Source organism: Allobosea sp. AAP35, from assembly GCF_001295925.1.
In the GTDB taxonomy this organism is placed as follows: Bacteria; Pseudomonadota; Alphaproteobacteria; order Rhizobiales; family Beijerinckiaceae; genus Allobosea.
In genome coordinates this window covers 73,059-94,268 of sequence record NZ_LJHQ01000018.1, presented here as the reverse complement: position 1 = coordinate 94,268, position 21,210 = coordinate 73,059, and the positions used below count along the sequence as shown (strand labels likewise).

Annotated in this window: 20 protein-coding genes; 8 read left to right on the top strand and 12 right to left on the bottom strand. The window is 65.8% G+C overall.

Going from position 1 to position 21,210, the window contains the following annotated elements; translation table 11 throughout:
- Positions 1 to 29 precede the first annotated feature (29 nt).
- Both IP69_RS22110 and IP69_RS07305 read right to left on the bottom strand, forming a co-directional pair.
- Complete coding sequence (locus tag IP69_RS22110; protein WP_054142154.1) at positions 30 to 614, bottom strand: glycoside hydrolase family 19 protein; 585 nt, start codon at positions 612 to 614, stop codon at positions 30 to 32.
- A gap of 271 nt (positions 615 to 885) precedes the next feature.
- Positions 886 to 1,407: a cysteine dioxygenase family protein gene (locus tag IP69_RS07305; protein ID WP_054142153.1), complete on the bottom strand. Its 522-nt coding sequence runs from the start codon at positions 1,405 to 1,407 to the stop codon at positions 886 to 888.
- 186 nt (positions 1,408 to 1,593) lie between these two features.
- Here IP69_RS07305 and IP69_RS07300 point away from each other — a divergent pair, with 186 nt between their 5' ends.
- Complete coding sequence (locus IP69_RS07300) at positions 1,594 to 2,073, top strand: Lrp/AsnC family transcriptional regulator (RefSeq protein WP_054142152.1); 480 nt, start codon at positions 1,594 to 1,596, stop codon at positions 2,071 to 2,073.
- Positions 2,074 to 2,182: 109 nt separating this feature from the next.
- On the opposite strand, the gene IP69_RS07295 is transcribed toward IP69_RS07300, so the two are convergent.
- On the bottom strand, positions 2,183 to 2,869 hold the full coding sequence (locus IP69_RS07295; protein ID WP_054142274.1) for an OmpW family protein: 687 nt from the start codon (positions 2,867 to 2,869) through the stop codon (positions 2,183 to 2,185).
- Between the two features lie 160 nt (positions 2,870 to 3,029).
- The gene (locus tag IP69_RS07290; RefSeq protein ID WP_054142151.1) at positions 3,030 to 4,655 is read right to left on the bottom strand and encodes a peptide chain release factor 3; all 1,626 of its coding nucleotides are present in this window, start codon (positions 4,653 to 4,655) and stop codon (positions 3,030 to 3,032) included.
- A gap of 153 nt (positions 4,656 to 4,808) precedes the next feature.
- On the opposite strand from IP69_RS07290, the gene IP69_RS07285 reads away from it, so the two are divergent.
- From IP69_RS07285 to IP69_RS07275, 3 genes are all read left to right on the top strand, one after another.
- Positions 4,809 to 6,491: a HAMP domain-containing methyl-accepting chemotaxis protein gene (locus IP69_RS07285; RefSeq protein WP_054142150.1), complete on the top strand. Its 1,683-nt coding sequence runs from the start codon at positions 4,809 to 4,811 to the stop codon at positions 6,489 to 6,491.
- Positions 6,492 to 6,631: 140 nt separating this feature from the next.
- Entirely contained in the window at positions 6,632 to 8,041 is a 1,410-nt protein-coding gene (locus tag IP69_RS07280) for an amino acid permease (protein WP_082359092.1), read from the top strand.
- Positions 8,041 to 8,895 (top strand): class I SAM-dependent methyltransferase, encoded by an 855-nt coding sequence (locus tag IP69_RS07275; protein WP_248306749.1) that lies wholly within the window; start codon positions 8,041 to 8,043, stop codon positions 8,893 to 8,895. Before IP69_RS07280 ends, IP69_RS07275 begins: the two co-directional genes overlap by 1 nt.
- Before the next feature lie 34 nt (positions 8,896 to 8,929).
- Here IP69_RS07275 and IP69_RS07270 read toward each other — a convergent pair whose 3' ends face one another.
- The 3 genes from IP69_RS07270 to IP69_RS07260 all read right to left on the bottom strand — a co-directional run bounded on the left by IP69_RS07270 (position 8,930) and on the right by IP69_RS07260 (position 11,641).
- Positions 8,930 to 9,721 (bottom strand): ABC transporter permease, encoded by a 792-nt coding sequence (locus tag IP69_RS07270; RefSeq protein WP_054142149.1) that lies wholly within the window; start codon positions 9,719 to 9,721, stop codon positions 8,930 to 8,932.
- Positions 9,718 to 10,644, bottom strand: coding sequence for an ABC transporter ATP-binding protein (locus IP69_RS07265; RefSeq protein ID WP_054142148.1), 927 nt, complete (start codon positions 10,642 to 10,644; stop codon positions 9,718 to 9,720). The genes IP69_RS07270 and IP69_RS07265 overlap by 4 nt, the downstream gene beginning before the upstream one ends.
- 334 nt (positions 10,645 to 10,978) lie before the next feature.
- Positions 10,979 to 11,641 (bottom strand): hypothetical protein, encoded by a 663-nt coding sequence (locus IP69_RS07260; protein WP_054142147.1) that lies wholly within the window; start codon positions 11,639 to 11,641, stop codon positions 10,979 to 10,981.
- 175 nt (positions 11,642 to 11,816) lie between these two features.
- On the opposite strand from IP69_RS07260, the gene IP69_RS07255 reads away from it, so the two are divergent.
- The 4 genes from IP69_RS07255 (at position 11,817) to IP69_RS07240 (ending at position 16,249) form a co-directional block, all read left to right on the top strand.
- Positions 11,817 to 13,112: a DUF3422 domain-containing protein gene (locus tag IP69_RS07255; protein WP_054142146.1), complete on the top strand. Its 1,296-nt coding sequence runs from the start codon at positions 11,817 to 11,819 to the stop codon at positions 13,110 to 13,112.
- Positions 13,113 to 13,306: 194 nt separating this feature from the next.
- Positions 13,307 to 13,675: a transporter gene (locus IP69_RS07250; RefSeq protein ID WP_054142145.1), complete on the top strand. Its 369-nt coding sequence runs from the start codon at positions 13,307 to 13,309 to the stop codon at positions 13,673 to 13,675.
- Positions 13,676 to 13,796: 121 nt separating this feature from the next.
- Positions 13,797 to 14,801 (top strand): NAD(P)-dependent oxidoreductase, encoded by a 1,005-nt coding sequence (locus IP69_RS07245; protein WP_054142144.1) that lies wholly within the window; start codon positions 13,797 to 13,799, stop codon positions 14,799 to 14,801.
- Positions 14,798 to 16,249 (top strand): aminotransferase class III-fold pyridoxal phosphate-dependent enzyme, encoded by a 1,452-nt coding sequence (locus IP69_RS07240; protein ID WP_082359090.1) that lies wholly within the window; start codon positions 14,798 to 14,800, stop codon positions 16,247 to 16,249. The genes IP69_RS07245 and IP69_RS07240 overlap by 4 nt, the downstream gene beginning before the upstream one ends.
- Before the next feature lie 184 nt (positions 16,250 to 16,433).
- On the opposite strand, the gene IP69_RS07235 is transcribed toward IP69_RS07240, so the two are convergent.
- From IP69_RS07235 to IP69_RS07215, 5 genes are all read right to left on the bottom strand, one after another.
- Positions 16,434 to 16,727, bottom strand: a complete 294-nt coding sequence (locus tag IP69_RS07235) for a hypothetical protein (protein WP_054142142.1) — start codon at positions 16,725 to 16,727, stop codon at positions 16,434 to 16,436.
- A gap of 134 nt (positions 16,728 to 16,861) precedes the next feature.
- Positions 16,862 to 18,172: an FAD-binding oxidoreductase gene (locus IP69_RS07230; protein WP_054142141.1), complete on the bottom strand. Its 1,311-nt coding sequence runs from the start codon at positions 18,170 to 18,172 to the stop codon at positions 16,862 to 16,864.
- Positions 18,172 to 19,062 (bottom strand): UbiA family prenyltransferase, encoded by an 891-nt coding sequence (locus IP69_RS07225; RefSeq protein WP_082359088.1) that lies wholly within the window; start codon positions 19,060 to 19,062, stop codon positions 18,172 to 18,174. Before IP69_RS07225 ends, IP69_RS07230 begins: the two co-directional genes overlap by 1 nt.
- Positions 19,063 to 19,362: 300 nt before the next feature.
- On the bottom strand, positions 19,363 to 20,262 hold the full coding sequence (locus tag IP69_RS07220; RefSeq protein WP_054142139.1) for a DUF533 domain-containing protein: 900 nt from the start codon (positions 20,260 to 20,262) through the stop codon (positions 19,363 to 19,365).
- Between the two features lie 151 nt (positions 20,263 to 20,413).
- On the bottom strand, positions 20,414 to 21,208 hold the full coding sequence (locus IP69_RS07215; RefSeq protein WP_054142138.1) for an AprI/Inh family metalloprotease inhibitor: 795 nt from the start codon (positions 21,206 to 21,208) through the stop codon (positions 20,414 to 20,416).
- Between the last annotated feature and the right edge of the window lie 2 nt (positions 21,209 to 21,210).

The following is a 21,210-nucleotide window of genomic DNA, read 5'->3' as shown; positions in this document are numbered from 1 at the left end:
CTTCGCTCCGCCCGAGAATGACGCAGATCTCACACCCAGATCGTCTTGGCCAGCGCCAGCAGCTGCGTGCGCTGCGCCAATCCGTTGCGGCCGCCATTGATCAGCTTGGTCACGGCCACGACGTCGTTGGCATCGGCGGCGACATTGATCTTGCGCTCGCGCCAATAGGCGAAGGCGATGGACAGCGAGATCGCGGGCTGCATCGCGCGATCGGGGTCGGCTTCGAGATCGATGCCGATCAGTCCCCCGAAGCGGCGGTAGTTGAAGCGCCCGGTGAGCTGGAAGATGCCGCGGCCATGGTAACGGGCGCCGTCGCCGGCCTGCGTGTTGCCGAGGTCGCGCCGCCCGTCATAGCGGGCGAAATAGGCCGGACCGCCATATTCCTCCAGCGTGCGAAACCGGTCTGTCTCATGGGCGGCCTGCGCCAGGAAATGGCAGATGCGCAGGCGTGTGGTGATCCCGGCTGCTGGCGCCAGCGCGTCGAAATCGGCGGCGATGCCCTCGACGATCGCGCGTTTGCCGAGTGGGGTCAGGCGCATCAGGCGCGCAGTGGTGACGGACAGGGCCGACGGCTGCGCCGGCGCGGCGTTTGCGGCTGATCCGCGCATCGACATGGCTGGCTCCCTCGTGACAGGGGGGCCATCATCGCGGCGGGCGGGCCAGCGGGGATTGGCGGGGCGGGTTGTCCCCGGCGGTAAAGGCGTGCACGTCAGACGTGGGAGCCGTTGATCAAGCCCCGTGTCATTCCGGCCGAGCGCAGCGAAGACCCGGAATCCATCATAGGGCGCTGCCGGTACCCGTCTGGCTCTATGATCGATTCCGGATCGGCGCCGCTTCGCGGCTTGTCCGGAATGACGGCGTATTTGTGTGTGACGTTGCTGGCCCTCAACCCTCGACGGCGGTGTATTGCGTCTCGATCGAGGAGGCATGGGCCTCGTGGTCGAAACCGTAGATGTGGATCGAAATGGCGTCCTGCGTGCCGAGATTGCGCATGCGGTGGATGTTGGGGCCGGTCGGCAGCATGCAGGCGACATAGCCGGCCGCGCGGTCATGCTGCTCGGTGGCAATGGCGCGCTGTGCGTCGATGGCGCGGTACCATGTCTCGGTGACGGTGCCGCTGACGACGCCGAAGCAGCAGGAGCAGTGATGGTCGTGGATGCAGGTGGTCGCGCCTTCCGCCCAGACGATCGCCCAGACGCTGACGGCGTCGTTGCCGGCCAGCAGGTTGCGGCTGTAGCCGCCGGGTTTGCGGTCGAGCGGCAGGCGCGCGACGAGGTCGGGCATCGCGACGAGTTCGCGCAGGACGGTGCGGGCAGCAGCCAGATAGTCGCGCGAGAGCGTGCCCTCATCCGTCCGCAGGCTGCGCAGCACAGCCCCGCGCCGCTCCGCGTTCAGAAAACCCTGCATGCCGCCGCTCCAACTCGGTTCCATCGTTGGCTAAAAGCATAAGCGGAGAGGGGTGGAAGGGGTTTGCGTTCTGGCGGGCAAACCCGCCGCATGAGAAATTTGATAGCGTCACTGGGCATGTTTTGAGAATTGGATTGCCTGTTCTAAAAATAGGGCAACATTCTGTTTTCGATTTTCGAGGTTTTGATGTCCAAGCTCGACGCCTTCGATCTGCGCATCCTGGCCTGCCTTCAGGAGGATGCCAGCCTGCCGCTGGCGGCGCTCGCCGAGCGGGTCGGCCTGTCGGCGACGCCCTGCTGGCGGCGGGTGCAGAAGCTGGAAGCGGCGGGGTATATCCGCAAGCGGGTGGCGCTGCTGGACCGCGCCAAGCTGCAGGCCGGGGTTACGGTGTTCATCGCGGTGAAGACAGCCCGGCACTCGATGGAATGGCTGGAGCGCTTCCATGCCGCCGTGCACGACCTGCCCGAGATCGTCGATTTCTACCGGATGAGCGGCGAGATCGATTATCTGCTCAAGGCCTGCGTGCCCGATATCGCGGCCTATGACGTGCTCTACAAGAAGCTGATTTCGCGCATCGATCTCAACGACGTGACGTCGATGTTCGCGATGGAGGAGCTGAAGTCGACCACCGCGATCCCGCTCGGCTTCGCGGCGAACGGTGCCTAGCGCGGCGACGAAAAAGGGGAGCGGCGAACCGCTCCCCTCCCCCGCCAGGCGGCTTTGCCCCCCAGCCCTGGCCCCCAGCCGAACGCTTGAATCTCTTCGCAGTCCTTGATCAGAAGCGGTAGGTGACGCCGGTGCCGATCATCCAGGGGTCGATCTTGACCTTGCCGGTGATGAGGCCGTTGTTGACCTTCACCTTGGGCTCGAGGAAGACCTTCTTGACGTCGAAGTTGATGCCCCAGTTCTTGTCGATCATGTAGTCGAAGCCGACCTGAAGGGCGAGGCCGAAGCTGTCCTGAAGGTCGAAGCTGGTGAACCCGCCCTTGGCCTTCTCGTCGAAGAAGATGGTGTAGTTAACGCCGACGCCGACATAGGGCTTGAAGGCACCGAGATCGGTGAAGTGATACTGCAGCATCAGGGTTGGCGGCAGCAGCCAGGCCGAACCGATGCGCGCGCCTGCGAGCGTGCCGGCACCCTTCACATTATGAGGGGTCACGCCGAGAACGAGCTCGACGGCGATGTTCCTGGTGAAGAAATAGCTGATGTCGAGTTCGGGAACGACCGAGTTCGAGATGTCGAGATCGCCACCGGCGATCGGCGCGCCGCCAATCCTGAGCTTGGCGCTTTCCTGCGGAATCACGAACAGGGCGCGGCCGCGGATCATCCACGGGCTCCACTGGGTCATGATCGGCGCGAGCGGCGCCATCTTGGCGGACGGCAGATCGGCAGCCTGCGCCGCGGTCAGGGCTGTGCCGGCCAGCAGCGCGGTGCAGAGGGAAAGACGGAGAATGCGTGACATGGCGATAAGCCCCCAGGGATGCTTGAGCGCGAGGCGCCAAGGCGCGCCGCAGCTCATGTCCCCACCAGCCCCAATCCCGCCGCATTGCGATTGACCGAGATCAAAACAAAGCCGGCTGTCCTGCGCCTGTGGCTTTCGCATCACTTGCACGCTCAGGGCATCAGCCCTTGCCGACCTTCTGATAGTCCTTGATGTCGGAGAAGGTGACCTCGGGCGCGCGCTCGGCATCGTATTTGAGCGTGAACTGGCTTGAGGCCATGAAGACCGGGTCGCCGTCGAGGTCGTCGGCCATCGAGGACGGCTTCAGACCGACGAATTTCTGCAGAGCCACCTTGTCGGGCGAGGAGACCCAGCGGGCGATGGCGAACTGGCAGGGCTCGAAATCGACGGGAAGCGAATACTCGGCCTCCATCCGCTCCTTGAGGACGTCAAGCTGCAGCGCGCCGACGACGCCGACGATCGCGGGCGCGCCGTCATGGGGCAGGAAGATCTGGACGACGCCCTCCTCGGCCATCTGCTGCAGGGCTTCGCGCAGCTTCTTGGCCTTCATCGCGTCCTTCAGCTTGACGCGACGCAGGATTTCCGGGGCGAAGCTCGGCACGCCCTTGAACACGACGTCCTCGCCCTCGGTCAGCGTGTCGCCGATGCGCAAGGTGCCATGATTGGGCAGGCCGACGATGTCGCCGGCATAGGCTTCCTCGGCGATCGAGCGGTCGCGGGCGAAGAAGAACTGCGGGGCGTTCAGCGGCATCGGCTTGCCGGTGCGGACGAGCTTGGCCTTCATGCCGCGCGAAAGCTTGCCCGAGCAGACCCGCATGAAGGCGATGCGGTCGCGATGGTTGGGGTCCATGTTCGCCTGGATCTTGAATACGAAGCCGCTCATCTTCGGCTCTCCGGCCTGGATCGTGCGCTTGTCGGCGATCTGGGCGCGGGGGCTTGGCGCCAATGCGCCGAGCGCGTCGATCAGATCACGCACGCCATAATCGCGCAGCGCGGCGCCGAAATAGAGCGGCGTCAGATGGCCCTCGCGAAAGGATTCGAGATCAAAGGGCTTCAGCCCCTCGGCTGCCAGGAACACCTCCTCGCGCCAGATGTCTGCTGCGCCGTTCGGCAGCAATTCGTCGAAGAGCTTGTCGTCGGGGCCTGAGACCGCGAGGTCCTGGGCGCTCTCGTCGCCCTTCTGATTGCGCCGAAAGCTGTTGGCCTTGAGGTCATAGGTGCCGACGAATTCGCGCCCGCGCCCGACCGGCCAGGTCATCGGCGCGACGTCGAGCGCCAGCGTGGTCTCGATCTCGTTGATCAGGTCGAACAGGTCGCGCGTCTCGCGGTCGACCTTGTTGATGAAGGTGACGATGGGAATGTCGCGCAGGCGGCAGACCTCGAACAGCTTCTTGGTGCGCGCCTCGATGCCCTTGGCGGCGTCGATCACCATCACGGCCGAATCGACCGCCGTGAGCGTGCGGTAGGTGTCTTCGGAGAAGTCCTCATGGCCCGGCGTGTCGAGCAGGTTGAAGACATGCCCGCCATATTCGAAGGTCATCACCGAGGTGACGACGGAGATGCCGCGCTGGCGCTCGATTTTCATCCAGTCGGACGAGGTCTGGCGGCGTCCCTGCTTGGCGCGCACCTCGCCGGCGAGCTGAATCGCGCCGCCAAAATAGAGCAGCTTCTCGGTCAGCGTCGTCTTGCCGGCGTCGGGGTGGGAGATGATCGCGAAGGTGCGCCGGCGCGCATGCGGGGCGGCGGCGTCTTCCGCCGGCGCATCGGAGATCTGAAGATCGGTCATGGCGTGTGAGAACAGGATGAGGCTCGTGAAGTCAATCGGGCGAGGAGGGGCGTGTCGGTCAAGCCGGCCTGGTTAGGCGCTCTTAAACCCTTTGCACCCATGCTTTCGCCCAATCGGGGATCGGATAGGCCCCGGCCGTGAAAGCTCAATGCGATGTTCGGTTCGCGCAAAATCTCGACACAGATCTTCGGCGCCTTCGCCGTGTTTGCGCTCGCAGCCTGTCTCGCGGTCGCCGTCGGCGTGCAGACGCTGTCGCGCTATGCCGCGATGACGACCGATATGGAGATGGTTTCACACCGCACCCTGCTGGCGGAGCGGGTGAACGGCCTGGTCAATGGCGTCGTGATGGAATCGCGCGGCATCTACATGAGTTCGGACGCGCAGGACAGCGAACGGTTCATCAGCCCGCTGCTGACCAGTCTCGACGAGATCAAGGCTCTGGTGAGCGAGTGGCGCGGGTTGAACCGGTCTGGCGATCATGATGCGTTCGCATCCGTCGCGAGCCAGCTGGAGACCTTCATCCGCTTCCGCACCGATCTGGTCGCGATCGCGCGTGCGAAGGGCCCTGCAGCCGCCGATGAGTTCGGCAACAACGAGCCCAACCGCAACAACCGCAAGGCCCTGAACGGCGCGCTGAAGAATGCCGCCATGCTCCATGAGAGCCGGGCCGCCGTCACGGATTCGGAGCGCGCCGTGCTGCAGCGCTACAGCCTTTGGCTGCAGGCGGTTGGTGGCGGCCTGTTGATCCTGCTGGGGCTCGCCACCGCGCTGGCGCTGATCCATTTCCGCGTCAGCCGCCCCTTGCGACGCCTCGCCGCGACGATGCATCGCCTGGCGCAGGGCGAGGATGCCGCCGCCATTCCTTGCGTTGCACAGCGCGACGAGATCGGCGACATGGCGCGCTCGGTGGTCGTGTTTCGTGAAAATGCGCAGGCCCGCGAGATGCTGGAGCTTGATGCCAAGGTGGCTGAGAGCGCGCGGACTCTCCGCCATGCCCGGCGGGAGCAGCTGACCGCGGACTTCAACGTCCAGATCGATGCCGTGCTCGACAGCGTCCACAACAGTGCCGACCACATGGAAGAGACGGCGCGCAGCCTGAATGCAGTGGCCACCAGTGCCACATCACAAGCCAACGAGGCCCGTTCCGCCGTCCTCGACGCGTCCGATAATATCCGCTCCATCGCATCGGCATCCGAGCAGCTCTCGGAATCGATTGCCGATATCGCCGATCGAATCGGCCAGACCAACAGCGTGGTCAGGACGGCAGCCGGGGATGCCGCCCGCGCCCGGGCGAATGTCGCCAATCTGCTTGGGGCCGCCGACAGCATCGCCCGCGTCGTCGGTCTGATCCGCGACATCGCGGCCCAGACCAATCTGCTGGCGCTCAACGCGACGATCGAGGCAGCGCGCGCAGGCGAGGCCGGCCGGGGCTTTGCCGTCGTGGCAGGCGAGGTTAAGCTTCTCGCCAGCCGGACCGCCCAGGCAACCGACGAAATCGCCGAGCGGATCGCCGTGTTCGAGAGCGAGACGCATGGAGCGGTCGCGGCCATCGAGACGATCGCGAGCGTGATGGGCGAAGTGGCCCAGCACACGGTCGCCATCGCGGGTGCCACGGCCCAGCAGATGGTCGCGACCTCCGAAATCGCCAGCAGCGCCCAGGCGACAGCGTCGGGCACCGCAAGCGTCGCGCGCCAGATGGAGGACGTCACGGCGACCTCGCAGGCGGCGATGCTGTCTGCGCATCGGGCGCTGGCTACAGCTGAAAACCTCGCCCATGAGGCACAGGCTCTGCGTGGTTCTGTCGGCACCTTCTTCGCCGATATGCGGGCTGCCTGAGCGAAGAGACGCCGCAGATCGGTCCAGCCCTGCGGTGCACTGTTCACGTTTCCGTGATTCAACGGCTTCGTGAGGCCTTCCGAGGTGTCCACCGACGTCGTCATGCGTTCCCTTCACTGCGATTTCGCAGAGGGGGTAGGATGACACATCGCAACAAGGCCGATCCGCAGCCGACTTTGTCGGTTTTCGACGCGGTCACGATCATGGTCGGCATCGTCGTCGGCGTCGGCATTTTCAAGACACCGGCCCTCGTGGCCGGCAATGTGGGCAGCGAGGCCGCCTTCCTGGGCGTCTGGGTCGCCGGCGGCGTGATCACGCTGATCGGCGCGCTCTGCTATGCCGAGCTGGCTGCGGCCCATCCCCACGCCGGTGGCGAGTATCACTTCCTGGGCCGCGCCTATGGCCGGCCGATGGCGGTGCTGTTTGGCTGGGCGCGCGGTTCGGTGATCCAGACCGGCGCGATCGCGGCCGTGGCCTTCGTGCTCGGCGACTATGCGCAGCAGATCGCGCCGCTGGGGCCCTATGGACCGGCGATCTATGCCGCCTTGTCGATCGTCGCGCTCACCGCGCTCAACGTCGCGGGCACGGTCCAGAGCAAGACGCTCCAGATCGGCGTGACCTTCGTCGAGGTCGGCCTCATTGCCGCGATCATCGTCTGGGGATTCTTCGGCAGTGCCGGCGTGGTCTCCGCACCGCCACCGGTGTCGACGACGCCCGAATCGGCAGCGATCGGGCTGGCGATGATCTTCGTGCTGCTGACCTATGGCGGCTGGAACGAGGCTGCCTATCTCTCCGGCGAATTGCGCGATCCCAGCCGCAACATGGCGCGCGTGCTGGTCATCGGCACGGCGGTGCTGGTCGCATTGTATCTGACGGCCAATGCGGCGCTGCTCGCCATCCTGGGGCTGGACGGGTTGCGCGGCTCACAGGCCGTCGCCACCGACATGATGCGGCTTGTCGCGGGCGATGCGGGTGCGTTCATCGTCAGCCTTGCGATTGTGGTCGCCGCGCTGTCGACGCTGAACGCCACGATTTTCACCGGGGCCCGCGTCTATTTCGCGATGGCTCGCGACATCACCCTGCTGCCGCGCGTCGGCGAATGGGACGATCGCGGCCGGGCGCCAGCCAATGGGCTGATCGCGCAGGGCGCGGTCGCGCTGCTTCTGGTGGCGTTGGGGGCTGCGAGCCGCGACGGCTTTCAGGCCATGGTGGATTACAGCGCTCCGGTGTTCTGGGCCTTCCTGCTGCTGGTTGCGCTTGCCCTGCCGATTTTGCGCTGGCGGGAGCCTGATCGGGTCCTGCCGTTCCGCGTTCCGCTCTACCCGCTGACGCCGGCGCTGTTTGCCCTGACCTGCGTCTACATGCTGCATGCGAGCCTTGCCTATACCGGCACCGGCGCGCTGATCGGTCTCGGCGTGGTGCTGGCCGGTCTGCCGCTGCTGCTGTTCCAGAGCCGCCCCGACCCGCTTCCGGAGGCGGCGGCGCCTGTGGATGCCCCGGTGCGGGTCGCACCGCCCGAACCGATCCTCGTTCAACAAGGAGAGAGATGATGATGAGATTCCGCACGCTCGCCGCAGCTTGTGCCATTTCGGTCTTCGCGCTGGGAGCCGTTCAATCGCATGCGCAGCCCGCCCAAGCGGGGAAGGCGACGGCGACCACCCCCGATTACGTTCCGCAATCGGGACAGGCGGGCAAGGATGTCGTCTGGGTGCCGACGCAGGATGCACTGGTGCAGCGCATGCTCGACATGGCCAAGGTCACCAAGGAGGACAAGCTGGTCGATCTCGGCTCCGGGGACGGGCGGACCGTCATCGCCGCCGCCAAGCGCGGCCTCAATGCGCGCGGCATCGAATACAACCCCGATCTTGTGGCCTTGTCGAAGCGCAATGCCCAGGCCGAGGGCGTCAGCGACAAGGTGCGCTTCGAGCAGGGCGACATCTTCGAGTCGGATTTCTCGGAAGCGACCGTGGTCACGCTGTTCCTGCTGCCGACACTCAACGTCAAGCTGCGCCCGACCCTGCTCGACATGAAGCCCGGGACCCGCGTCGTCTCCAACAGCTTCACCATGGAAGAGTGGACGCCCGACGAGACGGCGGTGTTGGCGGAGAACTGCGCGAGCTTCTGCCGCGCGCATTTCTGGATCGTGCCCGCGAAGGTCGCCGGAACCTGGCGCCTGGGCGAGGGTGAACTGCGGCTGACGCAGACCTTCCAGATGCTCGACGGCACGCTGACCCGCGACGGCAAGGCGATGCCGATCTCGGAGGCGAAGATGCAGGGCAGCGAGATCGTCTTCGTCGCCGATGGGCGGCGCTACACCGGAACCGTGACCGATGGGCGCATCACCGGCCGCAGCGAGGCCGGCGGCCAGAGCCAGGACTGGCAGGCGACGCGCAACGCCAGCTGAGCTTGACGGGCAAGAATGAAGACCGGCGGCCGTGTCAGTTCTTGAGGCGGTAGCCGGTCTTGAAGATCCAGCCGGTCGCGACGATGCAGATCACCAGGAACAGCAGCGTCATGCCGAGGCTGACGGCGACACCGACATCGGCGACGCCAAAGAAGCTCCAGCGGAAGCCGCTGATCAGATAGACGACCGGGTTGAACAGCGCCACGGTGCGCCAGAGCGGCGGCAGCATCTCGATCGAATAAAACGAGCCGCCGAGGAAGGCCAAAGGCGTCACCACCAGAAGCGGGATGACCTGCAGCTTCTCGAAGCCGTCGGCCCAGATGCCGACGATGAAGCCGAACAGGCTGAAGGTCACCGCCGTCAGAACCAGAAAGAGCAGCATCCAGAATGGATGCTCGATCCGGATCGGCACGAAGAAGGTCGCGGTGAGCAGGATGATCAGCCCGAGCACGATCGATTTCGTCGCGGCGGCGCCGACATAGCCCAGCACCACTTCCCACCAGGCGACCGGCGCGGAGAGCAGTTCGTAGATCGTGCCGGTGAACTTCGGGAAATAGATCGCAAAGGAGGCGTTGGCGATGCTCTGGGTGAGCAGGGTCAGCATCATCAGGCCTGGCACGATGAAGGCGCCATAGGCGATGCCGTCGATCGCCTCCATGCGCGAGCCGATGGCCGCGCCGAAGACCACGAAATACAAGGAGGTCGAGAGCACCGGCGAAACCACGCTCTGCAAGGGCGTGCGCAGGGTGCGGGCCATCTCGAACCGGTAGATCGCGACGATGGCCTGCCAGTTGAACACCGGCGTGCTCCGAGCGAGCGTTTTCATGGGCGGTCCCTGACCAGGCTGACGAAGATATCCTCGAGCGAACTCTGGCTCGTGCGCAGGTCGGTGAAGCGGATGCCGGCTTCGCCCAGGCTCTGCAGAAGGGCGGTGATGCCGGTGCGCTCGGCCTTGGTGTCGTAGGTGAAGACGATCTCGGCGCCGTCCTCCGCCAAGGCCAGATCGTAACCGGCCAGCGCCGTGGGCAAGGCCTGCAACGGTGTCTGCAGCGTCAAGGTCAGCTGCTTGCGGCCGAGCTTGCGCATCAGCTCGACCTTGTCCTCGACCAGGATGATCTCGCCCTTGCTGATCACGCCGACCCGGTCGGCCATCTCCTCAGCCTCCTCGATGTAATGCGTGGTCAGGATGATGGTGACGCCGTTGTCACGCAGCTTGCGGACGAGCTGCCACATGTCCTGACGCAGTTCGACATCGACGCCCGCGGTCGGCTCATCGAGGAAGAGGATGCGGGGTTCGTGGGCGAGCGCCTTGGCGATCATGACGCGGCGCTTCATGCCGCCCGACAAGGTGCGGATCTGCGCATCGCGCTTGTCCCAGAGCGACAGGTCCCTCAGCACCTGCTCGACCAAAGCCGGATTCTTGCGCTTGCCGAACAGGCCACGACTGAAGGCAACGGTCGCCCGGACCGTCTCGAAGGCGTCGGTGTTCAGCTCCTGCGGCACGAGCCCGATGGTGGCGCGGGCGGCGCGATAATCGGAGACGATATCATGGCCGTCGGCGCGCACCGTACCCGTGCTCGGATTGACCAGGCCGCAGATGATGCTGATCAGCGTGGTCTTGCCGGCGCCATTTGGGCCGAGCAGCGCGAAAATTTCGCCCTGTCGGATATCGAGATCGACCGACTTCAGGGCCTGGAAGCCGGAAGCATAGGTTTTGGACAGGCCGGCGATGGAAATGATCGGTGTCATGGCGAGGCATATAGGCCCGTTCCCACGACGAAGCGATGGCAGCAAAGCGCAATGCTGCAATGCGCTGTCAGTTCCAAACGAGTTTGGCCGGGGCGAGCCCCGGCCAAATCACAAAACCAATGAGCAAAGGTCAGCTCATGAAGAACCAAAGCAAGATGATGATCGGAATCGGAATGCCGAGCAGCCACAGAGCAATCGAACGCATTGGAACACCCCCAGTTTAATGGTGACGATAATGCCGGAGCAACGCCGCGCCGACGGCGATTGTTCCGTCGAAGACAAGGCGATCGGCGCGTCCAAGGGGGCAGATGCACTTGAGGAGTCGCTGGATTTGTTATGTCGAGGGTACAAGGCAAGCATCGACAGGCGAAGGTCCTGCGATCGCGGCTGCGCTGGGATGCCAGAGCGGTGTATAGCCATGCGCCAGGGCGGCGAGCGAGGCAGGGGGCGTGAGCACGCTGACGACGCCTGTGGGACGCCGTTCGACGGCGTCGTAGCCGTCGGGCGTCCAGACCAGCGCCCCAGTGCCGCGTATGGCAAGCAAGCGCAGGCCGCAGGAGACCATTGCGCCATCGGGTAATGCATCAGCAGCAAGAGAATGAACGCGTTTGATCTGGCTGCGGCGTCTTTGCCCGTCAAGCAGCCGGTCGATCTCCGGGAAGGAGGGCGCGACGCGAAGCCCTTCGCCGCGCATCAGGGCGGCGCGATAGGCCAGCGCATCCGCCCGCCGGCACTCCATGCAGGGGCGGTGGCCGGCCGCGAGCGCCGTCACCTCGTCGCAGAAGAACAGTTCTGTATAGCCGCGTCCCCAGACCGGCCGGTGCCGACCCTTGAAGGCCAGAAGGCAGCAGATCCATTGCCGGCTTGCATAGAGCCGCCGCGGCAGGGCAAGCGTCTGCGGGTCGTGAAAGCGCCCGCCGCGATTGCCCAGCAGCAGGCCCCGTGCCGCATGGGCAAACAGGCGTCCATCGGGGCCGACGCGGTTGGGCAGAGGCATCGGCTCAATCCCGCAAAACAAGGCGGCGACAGTCTAGATCGATCGTTGCGGGAGCGCGACGGCGTGCTGGCGATGGGGGCTGGCTGCGGCGCTGTGGGGGCTGGCCGGCTGCGCGCGGATGACGCATGTTTGTCCCTGCGAGCAAGGCCGAATGGCCAGCCGTGGAGGAGGGGGCATGACCGGACCGACATTCGACGAGACGACAAGTCTCGTTCCCCATCCGGAACGGGGGGCCATTCTCGGCGAGGTGCATGCCCGGCCGTTTGCCCCGCTCGAGACACCACGACGCCTGCTGCATTTCGCCTTCATGACCGATGCGCGCCAGGCGCTGGCCGATCGCGCGGCGCTTGGCCGGTTCTGCGCCGAGCGCGGCGTGCCCCCGCCGCTCGACGATGCCAAGCACCACCGCGCCCGTTTCGGCGAGACCTCGCTGCGCTGGGAGCAACACAGCGAATTCACGACCTATAGCTGGGAGCTTCCAGGCACGGAGGCGACGCCGTTCCTGCCGCCGACGGGGGCGCTACCTCATGGCATGCGCGGTCTGGCGCAGCCGGGGCCGCATCTGGTCTCCGCCGATCTCCATCTGATGCCTGATCGCGAAGGTCTGGAACTCGGCGCCCTGTTCGACCCCGCAAGCCTCGCCTCGTCGCTGGTCGATAATGGCGGCGCGGTTGCGGCGACCGATTTTCGGGCTGGCGCCGACGGCTTCGTGCGTATCCTGTTGCTCGACCGCGGGCTGACGCCGGCCCGCGCCGGCGCGCTGGTGCAGCGGCTTTTGGAGATCGAGACCTACCGCACGCTGGCGCTGCTCGGCATGCCGGAGTCGCAGCGCATCGGGCCGTCCGTCCGTGGCGCCGAGGAAACGCTGGTGCGCATCGCCGGCACCATGACGCAGACCGGCGGTCTGGCCGCCGACCATGCGCTGCTCGACGAAATGACCGGGTTGGCGTCGAAGCTCGAGGCGGAGGCCGCGTCCTCCAACTACCGTTTCGGCGCGAGCCGCGCCTATGACAACATCGTCCAGCAGCGGCTGGTCGCGATCGGCGAACAGGCGCATGGCGGTTGGCCGACCATCGCCGCCTTCCTGGCGCGGCGCATGGCGCCGGCGATGCGCACCTGCCAGATGCTGCAGGAACGCCAGGCCGATCTCGCCACCAAGCTTGCGCGCGCCGCCAATCTGCTGCGCACCCGCGTCGATGTCGCGCTCGAGCAGCAGAACCGCGACCTGCTGGCGGCGATGAACGAGCGCACGCGGCTGCAGCTGCGCCTGCAGCAGACGGTCGAGGGGCTGTCGGTCGCGGCCATCGCCTATTACATCGTCAGCCTGTTCGGCTATCTCGCCAAGGGTGCCAAGGATGCCGGAATCCTGCGGATCGATCCCGGGCTGGCGACCGCGCTGTTCGTGCCGGTGGCATTGCTCGGCGTCTGGGCCGCCGTGCGGCGCATCCGGCGGGGCCATGGCGAGGGCTGAGCAGTGACCGGCTCTGGGGGGCAATCGCGATCCAGGGGCTTTTGGACTGCAGTTTCTGCAGCCTCATCAGCATCATCTTAACGTTACGCCGAGGTAAGACCCACAGCGCAACGCATTTGAAGTATTTTCCGCGTCATCCAGAGGCCCCGACGATCCGTCCGACGCCCGATGACTTTGGAAAAGCTGCCGCGCCGATGAACGCCTATATCCCCCTGATCCTGTTCACGGTGCTGACCAACGCCGCGGCGCAGCTGATGCTGAAACGCGGCATGACCGGCGTGGGGGCGCTCGACATCGCCGGCGACGGGCTGATTTCGACCGTCTTCCGCGTGGTCTTCAACCCCTTCGTCTTCGCGGGGCTGTGTACTTTCGTCATCAGCATGGCCTCGCATCTGGTCGTGCTGTCGAAGGTGCAGATCTCCTACGCCTACCCTTTTCTCAGCCTCGCCTATGTCGTGGTCGCGGCCTACGCCTATTTCGTCTTCAACGAGGACATGAGCGCGGCCCGCATCGCGGGCATCGGCTTCATCGTGCTCGGCACCATTTTCATCGCACAAAGCTGAGGGCCATCATGGATTTGATCGTTCGCCTGTTCCTGCGCCTTGGCGCCCTGCTCGCGCCCCAGACGGTTCCTGTGCCTGTACCGGTGCGCGCCCAGCGGCCGCGTCGCGACGGAGAGCGTGCATGAAGCACATCATCATCGGCGGCGACGGCTTCGTCGGTTCGCATCTGGCGGCGGATCTCCACGCCATGGGCGAGGAGGTGCTGGTCGCCGACATCGTCAAGAGCGGCCATGCCCATTACGCCTCGGTGCCGTTCCACCGCATCGACGTGACGGATGCGCAGAGCGTCGCCGGCATCCCGCTCGCTCAGGACGACCTGGTCTACAACCTCTCGGCCAAGATGCTTTCGCCGATCGTGACGCGGGCGGAGCGGCATGATTTCTTCTGGCCGGTGAATTATCACGGCACGCAGAACATCCTGTCCTGGATGGAGAAGGCGGGCGCCAACAAGCTCGTCCATTTCACCACCGACATGATCTATGGCCATTCGGTGACGGTGCCTCAGGACGAGACGCACCCCGCCAAGCCGCTGGGCGAATATGGCGAGAGCAAGCTCGCCACCGAGACGCTCGCCCAGAGCTATCGCGACAAGGGCTTCCAGATCCCGATCTTCCGGCCGCGCCTGATCATCGGGCCCGGGCGGCTCGGCATCCTGGTCAAGCTGTTCAAGCTGATCGACATGAACCTGCCGGTGCCGATGATCGGTTCGGGCAAGAACCCCTACCAGTTCATCTCCGTGTTCGACTGCGCCAGCGCCTGCGTCGCGGCCTGGAAGGCGGACTTCCCCAACAGCGCCTATAATCTCGGCTCGGACGATCCGCCGCCGGTTCGCAAGCTGCTCGGCGATCTGATCAGGCATGCCGGCTCGAAGTCGATCCTGCTGCCGACCCCGGGCTCGCTGGTGAAGCTGACGCTGAACGCGCTCGATGCGGTCAACATGCCGATCATGGACCCCGAGCAGTACATGATCGCCGACGAGATCTGCATTCTCGACACCTCCAAGGCCAAGCGCGAGCTTGGCTGGAAGCCGATGCATCGCGACGAGGACATGCTGCTCGCCGCCTACACCGAATATCGCCGGGCCAAAGCGCCCTCGCATGAAGCTCGCAGGAGTGTCGCCGCATGAGCATGCCCGCTTTCAAGTCCGAAGATGCCGCGATGACCGCGCCCGCCCGGCCGAAGCTCTACAGCGTCGAGGATGCCAAGAATCTCGATGTGCAGACGGTGAAGGAGCTCTTCACCAGCCACATTAATCCGGGCCAGGTGCATTTCCTCAAGCTGCTCGGCTTCGACAAGATCCTCGTCGATCGCGCCGAGGGCATGCACTACATCACCAAGGACGGCCGCAAGATCCTCGATTTCTTCGGCGGGTTCTGCTCGGTCGCCTTCGGCCACAACCATCCGCGCATCGTCGCGGCGCGCAAGAAATTCCAGGACGAGAACCGCCATGAGATCTGCATGGCGTTCATGTCGCAATATGCCTCCGCACTCGCGGCCAATCTTGCCGCGATCTCGCCGGGCGATCTCGACATGGTTTTCCTCGGCTCGACCGGCTCGGAGGCGATGGAGGCCGCGCTGAAGGTCGCCGAGCAGGCGCAGGGTCCGGCCAAGTCCAAGATCCTGCATGCCGCGAACTCCTTCCACGGCAAGACCAAGGGCGTGCTCTCGGTCACGGATTCCACGCTCTACCAGTCGCAGTTCAAGCTGGTCGAGAACCGGGTCAAGGTACCGTTCGGCGACATCGAGGCGGTGCGCCGGGCGCTTGAAAGCGACCCGACCATCGGCATCGTCGTGATGGAAACGATCCAGGGCGGTGGCGGCATCATCGAGGCGCCGCTCGGCTTCTGGCGCGAGCTGCGCGCGCTTTGCGACAAGCATGGCGTGCTCTGGGTCGCCGACGAGGTGCAGTGCGGCCTCGGACGCACCGGGCAGTTCTTCGCCTTCGAGCGCGACGGCGTGGTGCCGGACGTCACCGCGCTCGCCAAGGCGCTGGGAGGCTCCAAGGCCGCGATGGGCGCGATGATCGCGCGTCGCGAGCTCTACATGAAGGCCTATGGCAAGCCCAAGACCGCGCTGATCCATGCGCAGGCGACCTTCGGGGGCATGGGCGAGGCCTGCATCTCGGCGATCGAGGGGCTGAACGTGCTCTATGAGGAAGACCTCATGGGCAATGCCCAGCGCCAGGGCGACTATCTGATCGAGCGGCTGAACGCGCTGCGGGTCAAGCATCCGAGCCTGCTCAAGGAGATCCGTGGGCGCGGCCTGATGATCGGCGTCGAGTTCCAGGACATCAGCGAGACCATGCCCTTTGGGCTCAAGCACATGGTCGCGCTGCTCGACGACAAGCTGAAGGGTTCGCTCTGCGGCTTCATCGGCGCACTGCTCCTGAAGGATTACGACGTGCTCGTCGCCTTCACCGAATACAACCGCAACGTCATCCGGCTCGAGCCGCCGCTGATCGCGACGCGCGAGGATTGCGACACCTTCATCACTGCGCTGGACGACCTGCTGTCGCGCGGCATCACCCGCATCGTCACGGATTACCTGCGCAAGGTCGCGGTGTCGAAAGGCTGAGGCGTTCCTCGGACGTCTGCTTTGGAAAGGGCCGGTTCGCCGGCCCTTTTTCATGCGCTGAAGTCAAAGCGAAACGGCCCCCCGGGAGGATCGGGGAGCCGCTCTGAAGGGTCTGCGAGTTCCGGCGTCATGCCGAGATGTCTGGTGACGGCCCTGCGGGTTCCTGGCCCCGGGCCGACCTCACTCAGTAGTACCCGCAGACGCGGCGCCAGCCGACGATCTCGCCATAGCGGTTGATGCGCTCGACCATGTCGCAGCGGCGGACCGGGCCGTAGGCGTAGTAGCCGCCATAGGCCGGGCGGGACGCGGCGGCGGCGAGCAGCCCGCCGACGGCGAGCGCACCGACGATGCCGGCGCCATAGCCATAGCCGCGATGGCCCCAATGACGCGGACGTGCTTCGGCGGCGGTGGCCGCGAGCGTGGTGGCGAGCGTGAGAGCGGCAAGCGTGGCGGTCGCGATCTTCCTGAAGCGGGTCATCGTCTTGATCTCCCTGAAGGCTTTCGGGAGCGAACCATTCGCCCTCCATGACCGTTGGTCGCGGCGGATGGCGGGGCGGTTCAAAGGACGCGCAGATTTTTTTTGACCGCCGAAGCCAAAGCCCGGTGCGGCGCTTAGCCAGCCGTCACCCGCCGCCAGAAGCTCGACGAAAAGCCGGGGTCGATATGTTGCGCGAAATCGCGCCATTGCGGGAAGGAGGCCCGAAAGGTCGCAGGCGACATCCGGGCGTCCTTGTAGGGGTTGACGCGACCGCCTGCCTCGAGAGCGATCCGGTCGAGTGCGGTCAGCAGCCTCTCCGTCCGCGCCCCCCGGTTGGGAAAGTCGAGCGTGAGCGTCGCCCCGGCGACAGGGAAGGACATCATCCCGGGCGAGGGGACATCGCCGAAGAGCTTGAGCACGGTCAGGAAGGAGGCCTCGCCGGAAGCCAGCGTCAGCCGCAGCATCGCCTCGACCGCGTCGCGGGCATCGGCCATGGGGATTGCGCATTGGAACTGGCGCAGGCCGTTGGGGCCATAGGCGCGGTTCCAGTTGCGCACCCGGTCGAGCGGATAGAAGAACGGGCGATAGGCGATGCGGCGTGGATCAGGCGAGCGTGGCTGCATCGTACGATAGAGCAGGTTGAAGGCGCGCAGCGTCAGGCCGTTGATGAGCGGGATCGGCGGCTTGATCGGAAACGGCAGGCTGCGCCGGGGTCGGCTCGGCGACGTGTTGGCAGCCGGCGCGTGGTTGGCGCGGAAGAAGACGCCGCGCCCGAAGCTTGAGCCGCTGGCGAGCGCGTCGATCCAGGCGACGGTATAGTCATGCGTCGCGTCGGATTGAGCCGCGATGGCGAAGAAGCGGTCGAGACCGTCGAAATGGATCGTCTCCTGCATCATCTCGCCGGAGGCCACCGGCATGAGCTGCAGCGTGACCTGCGTGATCAGGCCGGTGAGGCCCATGCCCCCAATGGTCGCGGCAAAGAGGCCGGCATTGATGTCGGGCGCGCAGGTAAGCCGCTGCCCATCCGAGCGGACGAGTTCGAAGGCCAGGACATGGCGGCCGAAGGTCCCGGCGCGGTGGTGGTTCTTGCCATGAACGTCGTTGGCAAGCGCTCCGCCGATCGTCACGAAACAGGTGCCCGGCGTGACGGGCGGAAACCAGCCCGCTGGCACGACCAGCTTCAACAGGTCGTCGAGCAGGACCCCGGCCTCGCAGGAGACGACGCCGTTCTCGCGGTCGAAAGCGAGGACGCGATCGAGCCCGCGTGCCATGATCAGCCGCCCGCCATCGTTGAGGCAGGAATCGCCATAGGAGCGGCCATTGCCGTGGGCCAGCACCGGCCCCTGCTCCGGCGAGGGATGGGCCATCCAGGCCTCGGGCGCGAGCGTGGCACTATCCTTCGCCTTCAGGCCGCCCCAGGAGCCGATCTCGGACCGCGCTTTCATCACGGCCACAATGTCGCGGCGACCATGATCACGACGACGGCCGCGCCCGTCACCTGGCTGCGCCAATCACGGATCATGAACACCAGCGGATCGTCGGGCATGTGCCCACGCCGTGCCAGGAACCAGATGCGCGCCATCTGATACAGGATGATCGGGCAGACCAGCCAGATCAGTTCGGGGCGGCGATAGAGTTCCTTGACGGCGGCGCTGTCGACATAGAGCGCCATGATCAGCGCGCAGGTGCAGCCCGAGGCCATGCCGAGCTGCGACAGCGCCTCGATGTCCTCGGCATGGTAGCCGCGGCCGGCCTTTTTGAGGCCCGACTGGTCCTGCGTGATCCGCAGTTCGGCATAGCGCTTCACCAGCGCCAGGCTCAGGAACAGGAACATCGAGAAGGCGAGCAACCAGGAGGAGATCGGAATCGCGGCGGCGGCATTGCCGGCGAGGATCCGCAAGGTGTGCAGGGCAGCCAGGCCCAGCACATCGACCAGCAGCTTGCGCTTGAGGACGAAGAGATAGGCCAGCGCCAAAGCGAGATAGGCGGCGAGCGCCATCAGGAAGAGGCGAGGCTGCGGCAGCAGCCAGGACAGCGCGAAGGACGATGCCAGCAGCAGCGGCACCGCAGCGTATGCCTGACGCTCGGTGATCTCGCCTGCCGCAAGCGGGCGCTTGCATTTGGTCGGGTGGCGCCGATCGGCCTCGACATCGATGATGTCGTTGAGGAGGTAGATCGAGGACGCCATCAGGCTGAAGGCTATGAACGCGACGACGCCATGCCCGATCGCGGAAATGTCGAAGACGTCATGGTTAAGAAGAATCGGAACGAAGACGAGCCCATTCTTCAGCCAGTGATGCGGTCGCATCGCCCTGATCATCGCAGGCAAAGACATGTCCTTGTCTCTTTCTCCCGTGCGCCGGTCTTCCGCTCGGGCGCCGAATGACAGGGCCCGGGCGAGCGTTTGTTTGCAGTCGGCCGTTTCTGGCCTCTGCCTTACTCTCCTAAAATTCCTAAACCTGGGTGGATGACCGGCGCGCGCGGCGACTATTCAGCTGCGATGATTAACGGGGCGCTGAAGTTTTCCGCGCGATTGCGCGTGACGCGTATGAGATGGGCGCGCGGCGCCGGCCGCCGCGCGTGAGAACCGCCGCCATGGAGGGCGGGCGGCGAGATGACGATCAGTGGGCGCGCGTCAGACCTTGGCGGCGCTGGCGGCGATATCAATATTGGAGACGAGCTCGGCATCGAGCCCGAGCGATGCCGCCAGGCCGGCCAGGAAATCCTTTTCCCTAGGCGTGTCGGGATTGATGGCGATACGCGCGGCGGTGTAGATCTGCGCCGCGACCTCAGGGCTTTCCGCCCCCTCGACCAGAGCTTCGACCGAAGCCGGATTGGCCATTTCCTTAGCCAGCCATTCATTCGCCTCCTGGTCGAAACCGGCTTCGCGCAGGCCGCCGAGAATGACGGTCCGCTCGTCGGCGTCGATGTCGCCATCGGCTGCTGCGGCGGCGATCATGGCGCGGATGAAGACCAGAGCGGTCGCCTGGCTGGCGGCTTCGGGCTCGAAGCCGGTGCCCGCGGGCGCGGGCAGAAGGTCCGGGCTGGCGAGATCAAGCAGCGGCTTGCCCGATTGATGGTTCTGATAGGCCTTGTAGGCCAACCCGCCGATCAGGGCCATGCCGCCGAGGCGGGCCGCGGACCCGACGACGGCCCGGCCGGTCGATGAGCCGAAGACCAGCGCGCCGAGGCCGCCGAGCACGGCTGTCGCCATCGCCGGGTTCTTGTCGAACATCGCCTTGGCCTGGGCCAGCACATCCTGGGCGGAGCGACCGCCGGTGACCTGACCCAGCGCATCGCCAGCCTTCTGCTGCACGCCGGTCTGGCGGGCGGCGTCGCCGACGCCCTGCTGGGCCTGGGTCAGGATCTGGCCTGCCATGCCGGCGAGCCCGCCGATGCCGCCGCTCTGCTGGACCTTCTCGGCCAGCCCGCCCAGGATCGAGCCCAGGGTTCCGGTCTGGCCTTGTCCGCCCGGTTTTCCAGCCTGCGTTCCGGCGCTGACGAGTGCATCAAGGAGAGATTTGGCGTTGAACATTCCGCAATCCTTTTGTTTGCGCCATGTTCAGGCGCCTGACGCCGATCTAGGAACGATCATGCCCAGCCGCCAGCACGATCTCGATGAAATCGCGGTAACCTAGCGTCAGGAATCGCGGCGAACAACCGGCCGCAACATGTCGGACTGGCCGTTAGGGCGAGAGCCGGCGCATCAGGAGCGGCGCGCCGACGGCCGGGTCCTTGCGCCAATGGCCGTTCTCGAAAACGAGATCGACGCTGTGGCCCTTGCGCGCCACGAGCGAAAGACGGCCGGCGTTGTAGCGCCAGCCGGCTGGATCGAAGATGGTCAGGCCGGTATCGGTGCAGGACCCTTCGAAGGCGGCAGGCGCGCCGGCCTGGGGGCCAGTGCTCAGCACCAGGCGGCAGGCCTCGCGGTTCAGCTGGCGCATCAGGACGTAGCGCCCCGGCACCGTGTCGGCGGCCGGGGCGCGGCCCGGATCGACGAGGGTCGGGCGTTGGGCCGCTGTTGCGGTCTGCGTCGCGGCGTTCGAAGGCGCCTTGACGCTGCGGGGGTAGGATTTGGGGTCGAGACGATAGTCCTGGCCATCATCGGCCTTTGCCCGCAGCGCGGCCGACGGCCCGGTGCCATCGAAGCCGAGCAAGGCCTTCCCCTGCGCATCCGCCAGAAGCGGCAGACCCTTGGCGGTCACGGTCCAGTTGGAGACGGTGGCGAGGATCGGGATGGCCCGGCGGCAGGTCGCGGGAAAGCGCACCTGCCGGCCATGGGCTGCGGCTTCAGCACCCAGGATGATCGTGCAGCGGCGCGGTTGATCCACCACCTCCAGATCCCAGGCGCCCAGAAGCGGGCGAAGGGCGTCTGGGGCCTGGTCCGCGCCGCGGGGCGGCATCGTCGTCTGCGCGACGGCAGGGTGCAGCGACAAGCCGATGCCTGCCGCGACCACGCCCAGGCGGAGACGACGCCGCATCG

Excerpts from the sequence above, each read along its gene's own strand:
- IP69_RS22110 (WP_054142154.1), bottom strand. The coding sequence starts at position 614 with ATGTCGATGCGCGGATCAGCCGCAAACGCCGCGCCGGCGCAGCCGTCG.
- IP69_RS07285 (WP_054142150.1), top strand. The coding sequence starts at position 4,809 with ATGTTCGGTTCGCGCAAAATCTCGACACAGATCTTCGGCGCCTTCGCC.
- IP69_RS07250 (WP_054142145.1), top strand. The coding sequence starts at position 13,307 with ATGAACGCCTATATCCCCCTGATCCTGTTCACGGTGCTGACCAACGCC.
- IP69_RS07260 (WP_054142147.1), bottom strand. The coding sequence starts at position 11,641 with ATGCCTCTGCCCAACCGCGTCGGCCCCGATGGACGCCTGTTTGCCCAT.
- IP69_RS07225 (WP_082359088.1), bottom strand. The coding sequence starts at position 19,062 with ATGTCTTTGCCTGCGATGATCAGGGCGATGCGACCGCATCACTGGCTG.
- IP69_RS07265 (WP_054142148.1), bottom strand. The coding sequence starts at position 10,644 with ATGACACCGATCATTTCCATCGCCGGCCTGTCCAAAACCTATGCTTCC.
- IP69_RS07295 (WP_054142274.1), bottom strand. The coding sequence starts at position 2,869 with ATGTCACGCATTCTCCGTCTTTCCCTCTGCACCGCGCTGCTGGCCGGC.
- IP69_RS07280 (WP_082359092.1), top strand. The coding sequence starts at position 6,632 with ATGACACATCGCAACAAGGCCGATCCGCAGCCGACTTTGTCGGTTTTC.
- IP69_RS07305 (WP_054142153.1), bottom strand. The coding sequence starts at position 1,407 with ATGCAGGGTTTTCTGAACGCGGAGCGGCGCGGGGCTGTGCTGCGCAGC.
- IP69_RS07300 (WP_054142152.1), top strand. The coding sequence starts at position 1,594 with ATGTCCAAGCTCGACGCCTTCGATCTGCGCATCCTGGCCTGCCTTCAG.
- IP69_RS07270 (WP_054142149.1), bottom strand. The coding sequence starts at position 9,721 with ATGAAAACGCTCGCTCGGAGCACGCCGGTGTTCAACTGGCAGGCCATC.
- IP69_RS07215 (WP_054142138.1), bottom strand. The coding sequence starts at position 21,208 with ATGCGGCGTCGTCTCCGCCTGGGCGTGGTCGCGGCAGGCATCGGCTTG.
- IP69_RS07255 (WP_054142146.1), top strand. The coding sequence starts at position 11,817 with ATGACCGGACCGACATTCGACGAGACGACAAGTCTCGTTCCCCATCCG.
- IP69_RS07245 (WP_054142144.1), top strand. The coding sequence starts at position 13,797 with ATGAAGCACATCATCATCGGCGGCGACGGCTTCGTCGGTTCGCATCTG.
- IP69_RS07290 (WP_054142151.1), bottom strand. The coding sequence starts at position 4,655 with ATGACCGATCTTCAGATCTCCGATGCGCCGGCGGAAGACGCCGCCGCC.
- IP69_RS07220 (WP_054142139.1), bottom strand. The coding sequence starts at position 20,262 with ATGTTCAACGCCAAATCTCTCCTTGATGCACTCGTCAGCGCCGGAACG.
- IP69_RS07235 (WP_054142142.1), bottom strand. The coding sequence starts at position 16,727 with ATGACCCGCTTCAGGAAGATCGCGACCGCCACGCTTGCCGCTCTCACG.
- IP69_RS07240 (WP_082359090.1), top strand. The coding sequence starts at position 14,798 with ATGAGCATGCCCGCTTTCAAGTCCGAAGATGCCGCGATGACCGCGCCC.
- IP69_RS07230 (WP_054142141.1), bottom strand. The coding sequence starts at position 18,172 with ATGAAAGCGCGGTCCGAGATCGGCTCCTGGGGCGGCCTGAAGGCGAAG.
- IP69_RS07275 (WP_248306749.1), top strand. The coding sequence starts at position 8,041 with ATGATGAGATTCCGCACGCTCGCCGCAGCTTGTGCCATTTCGGTCTTC.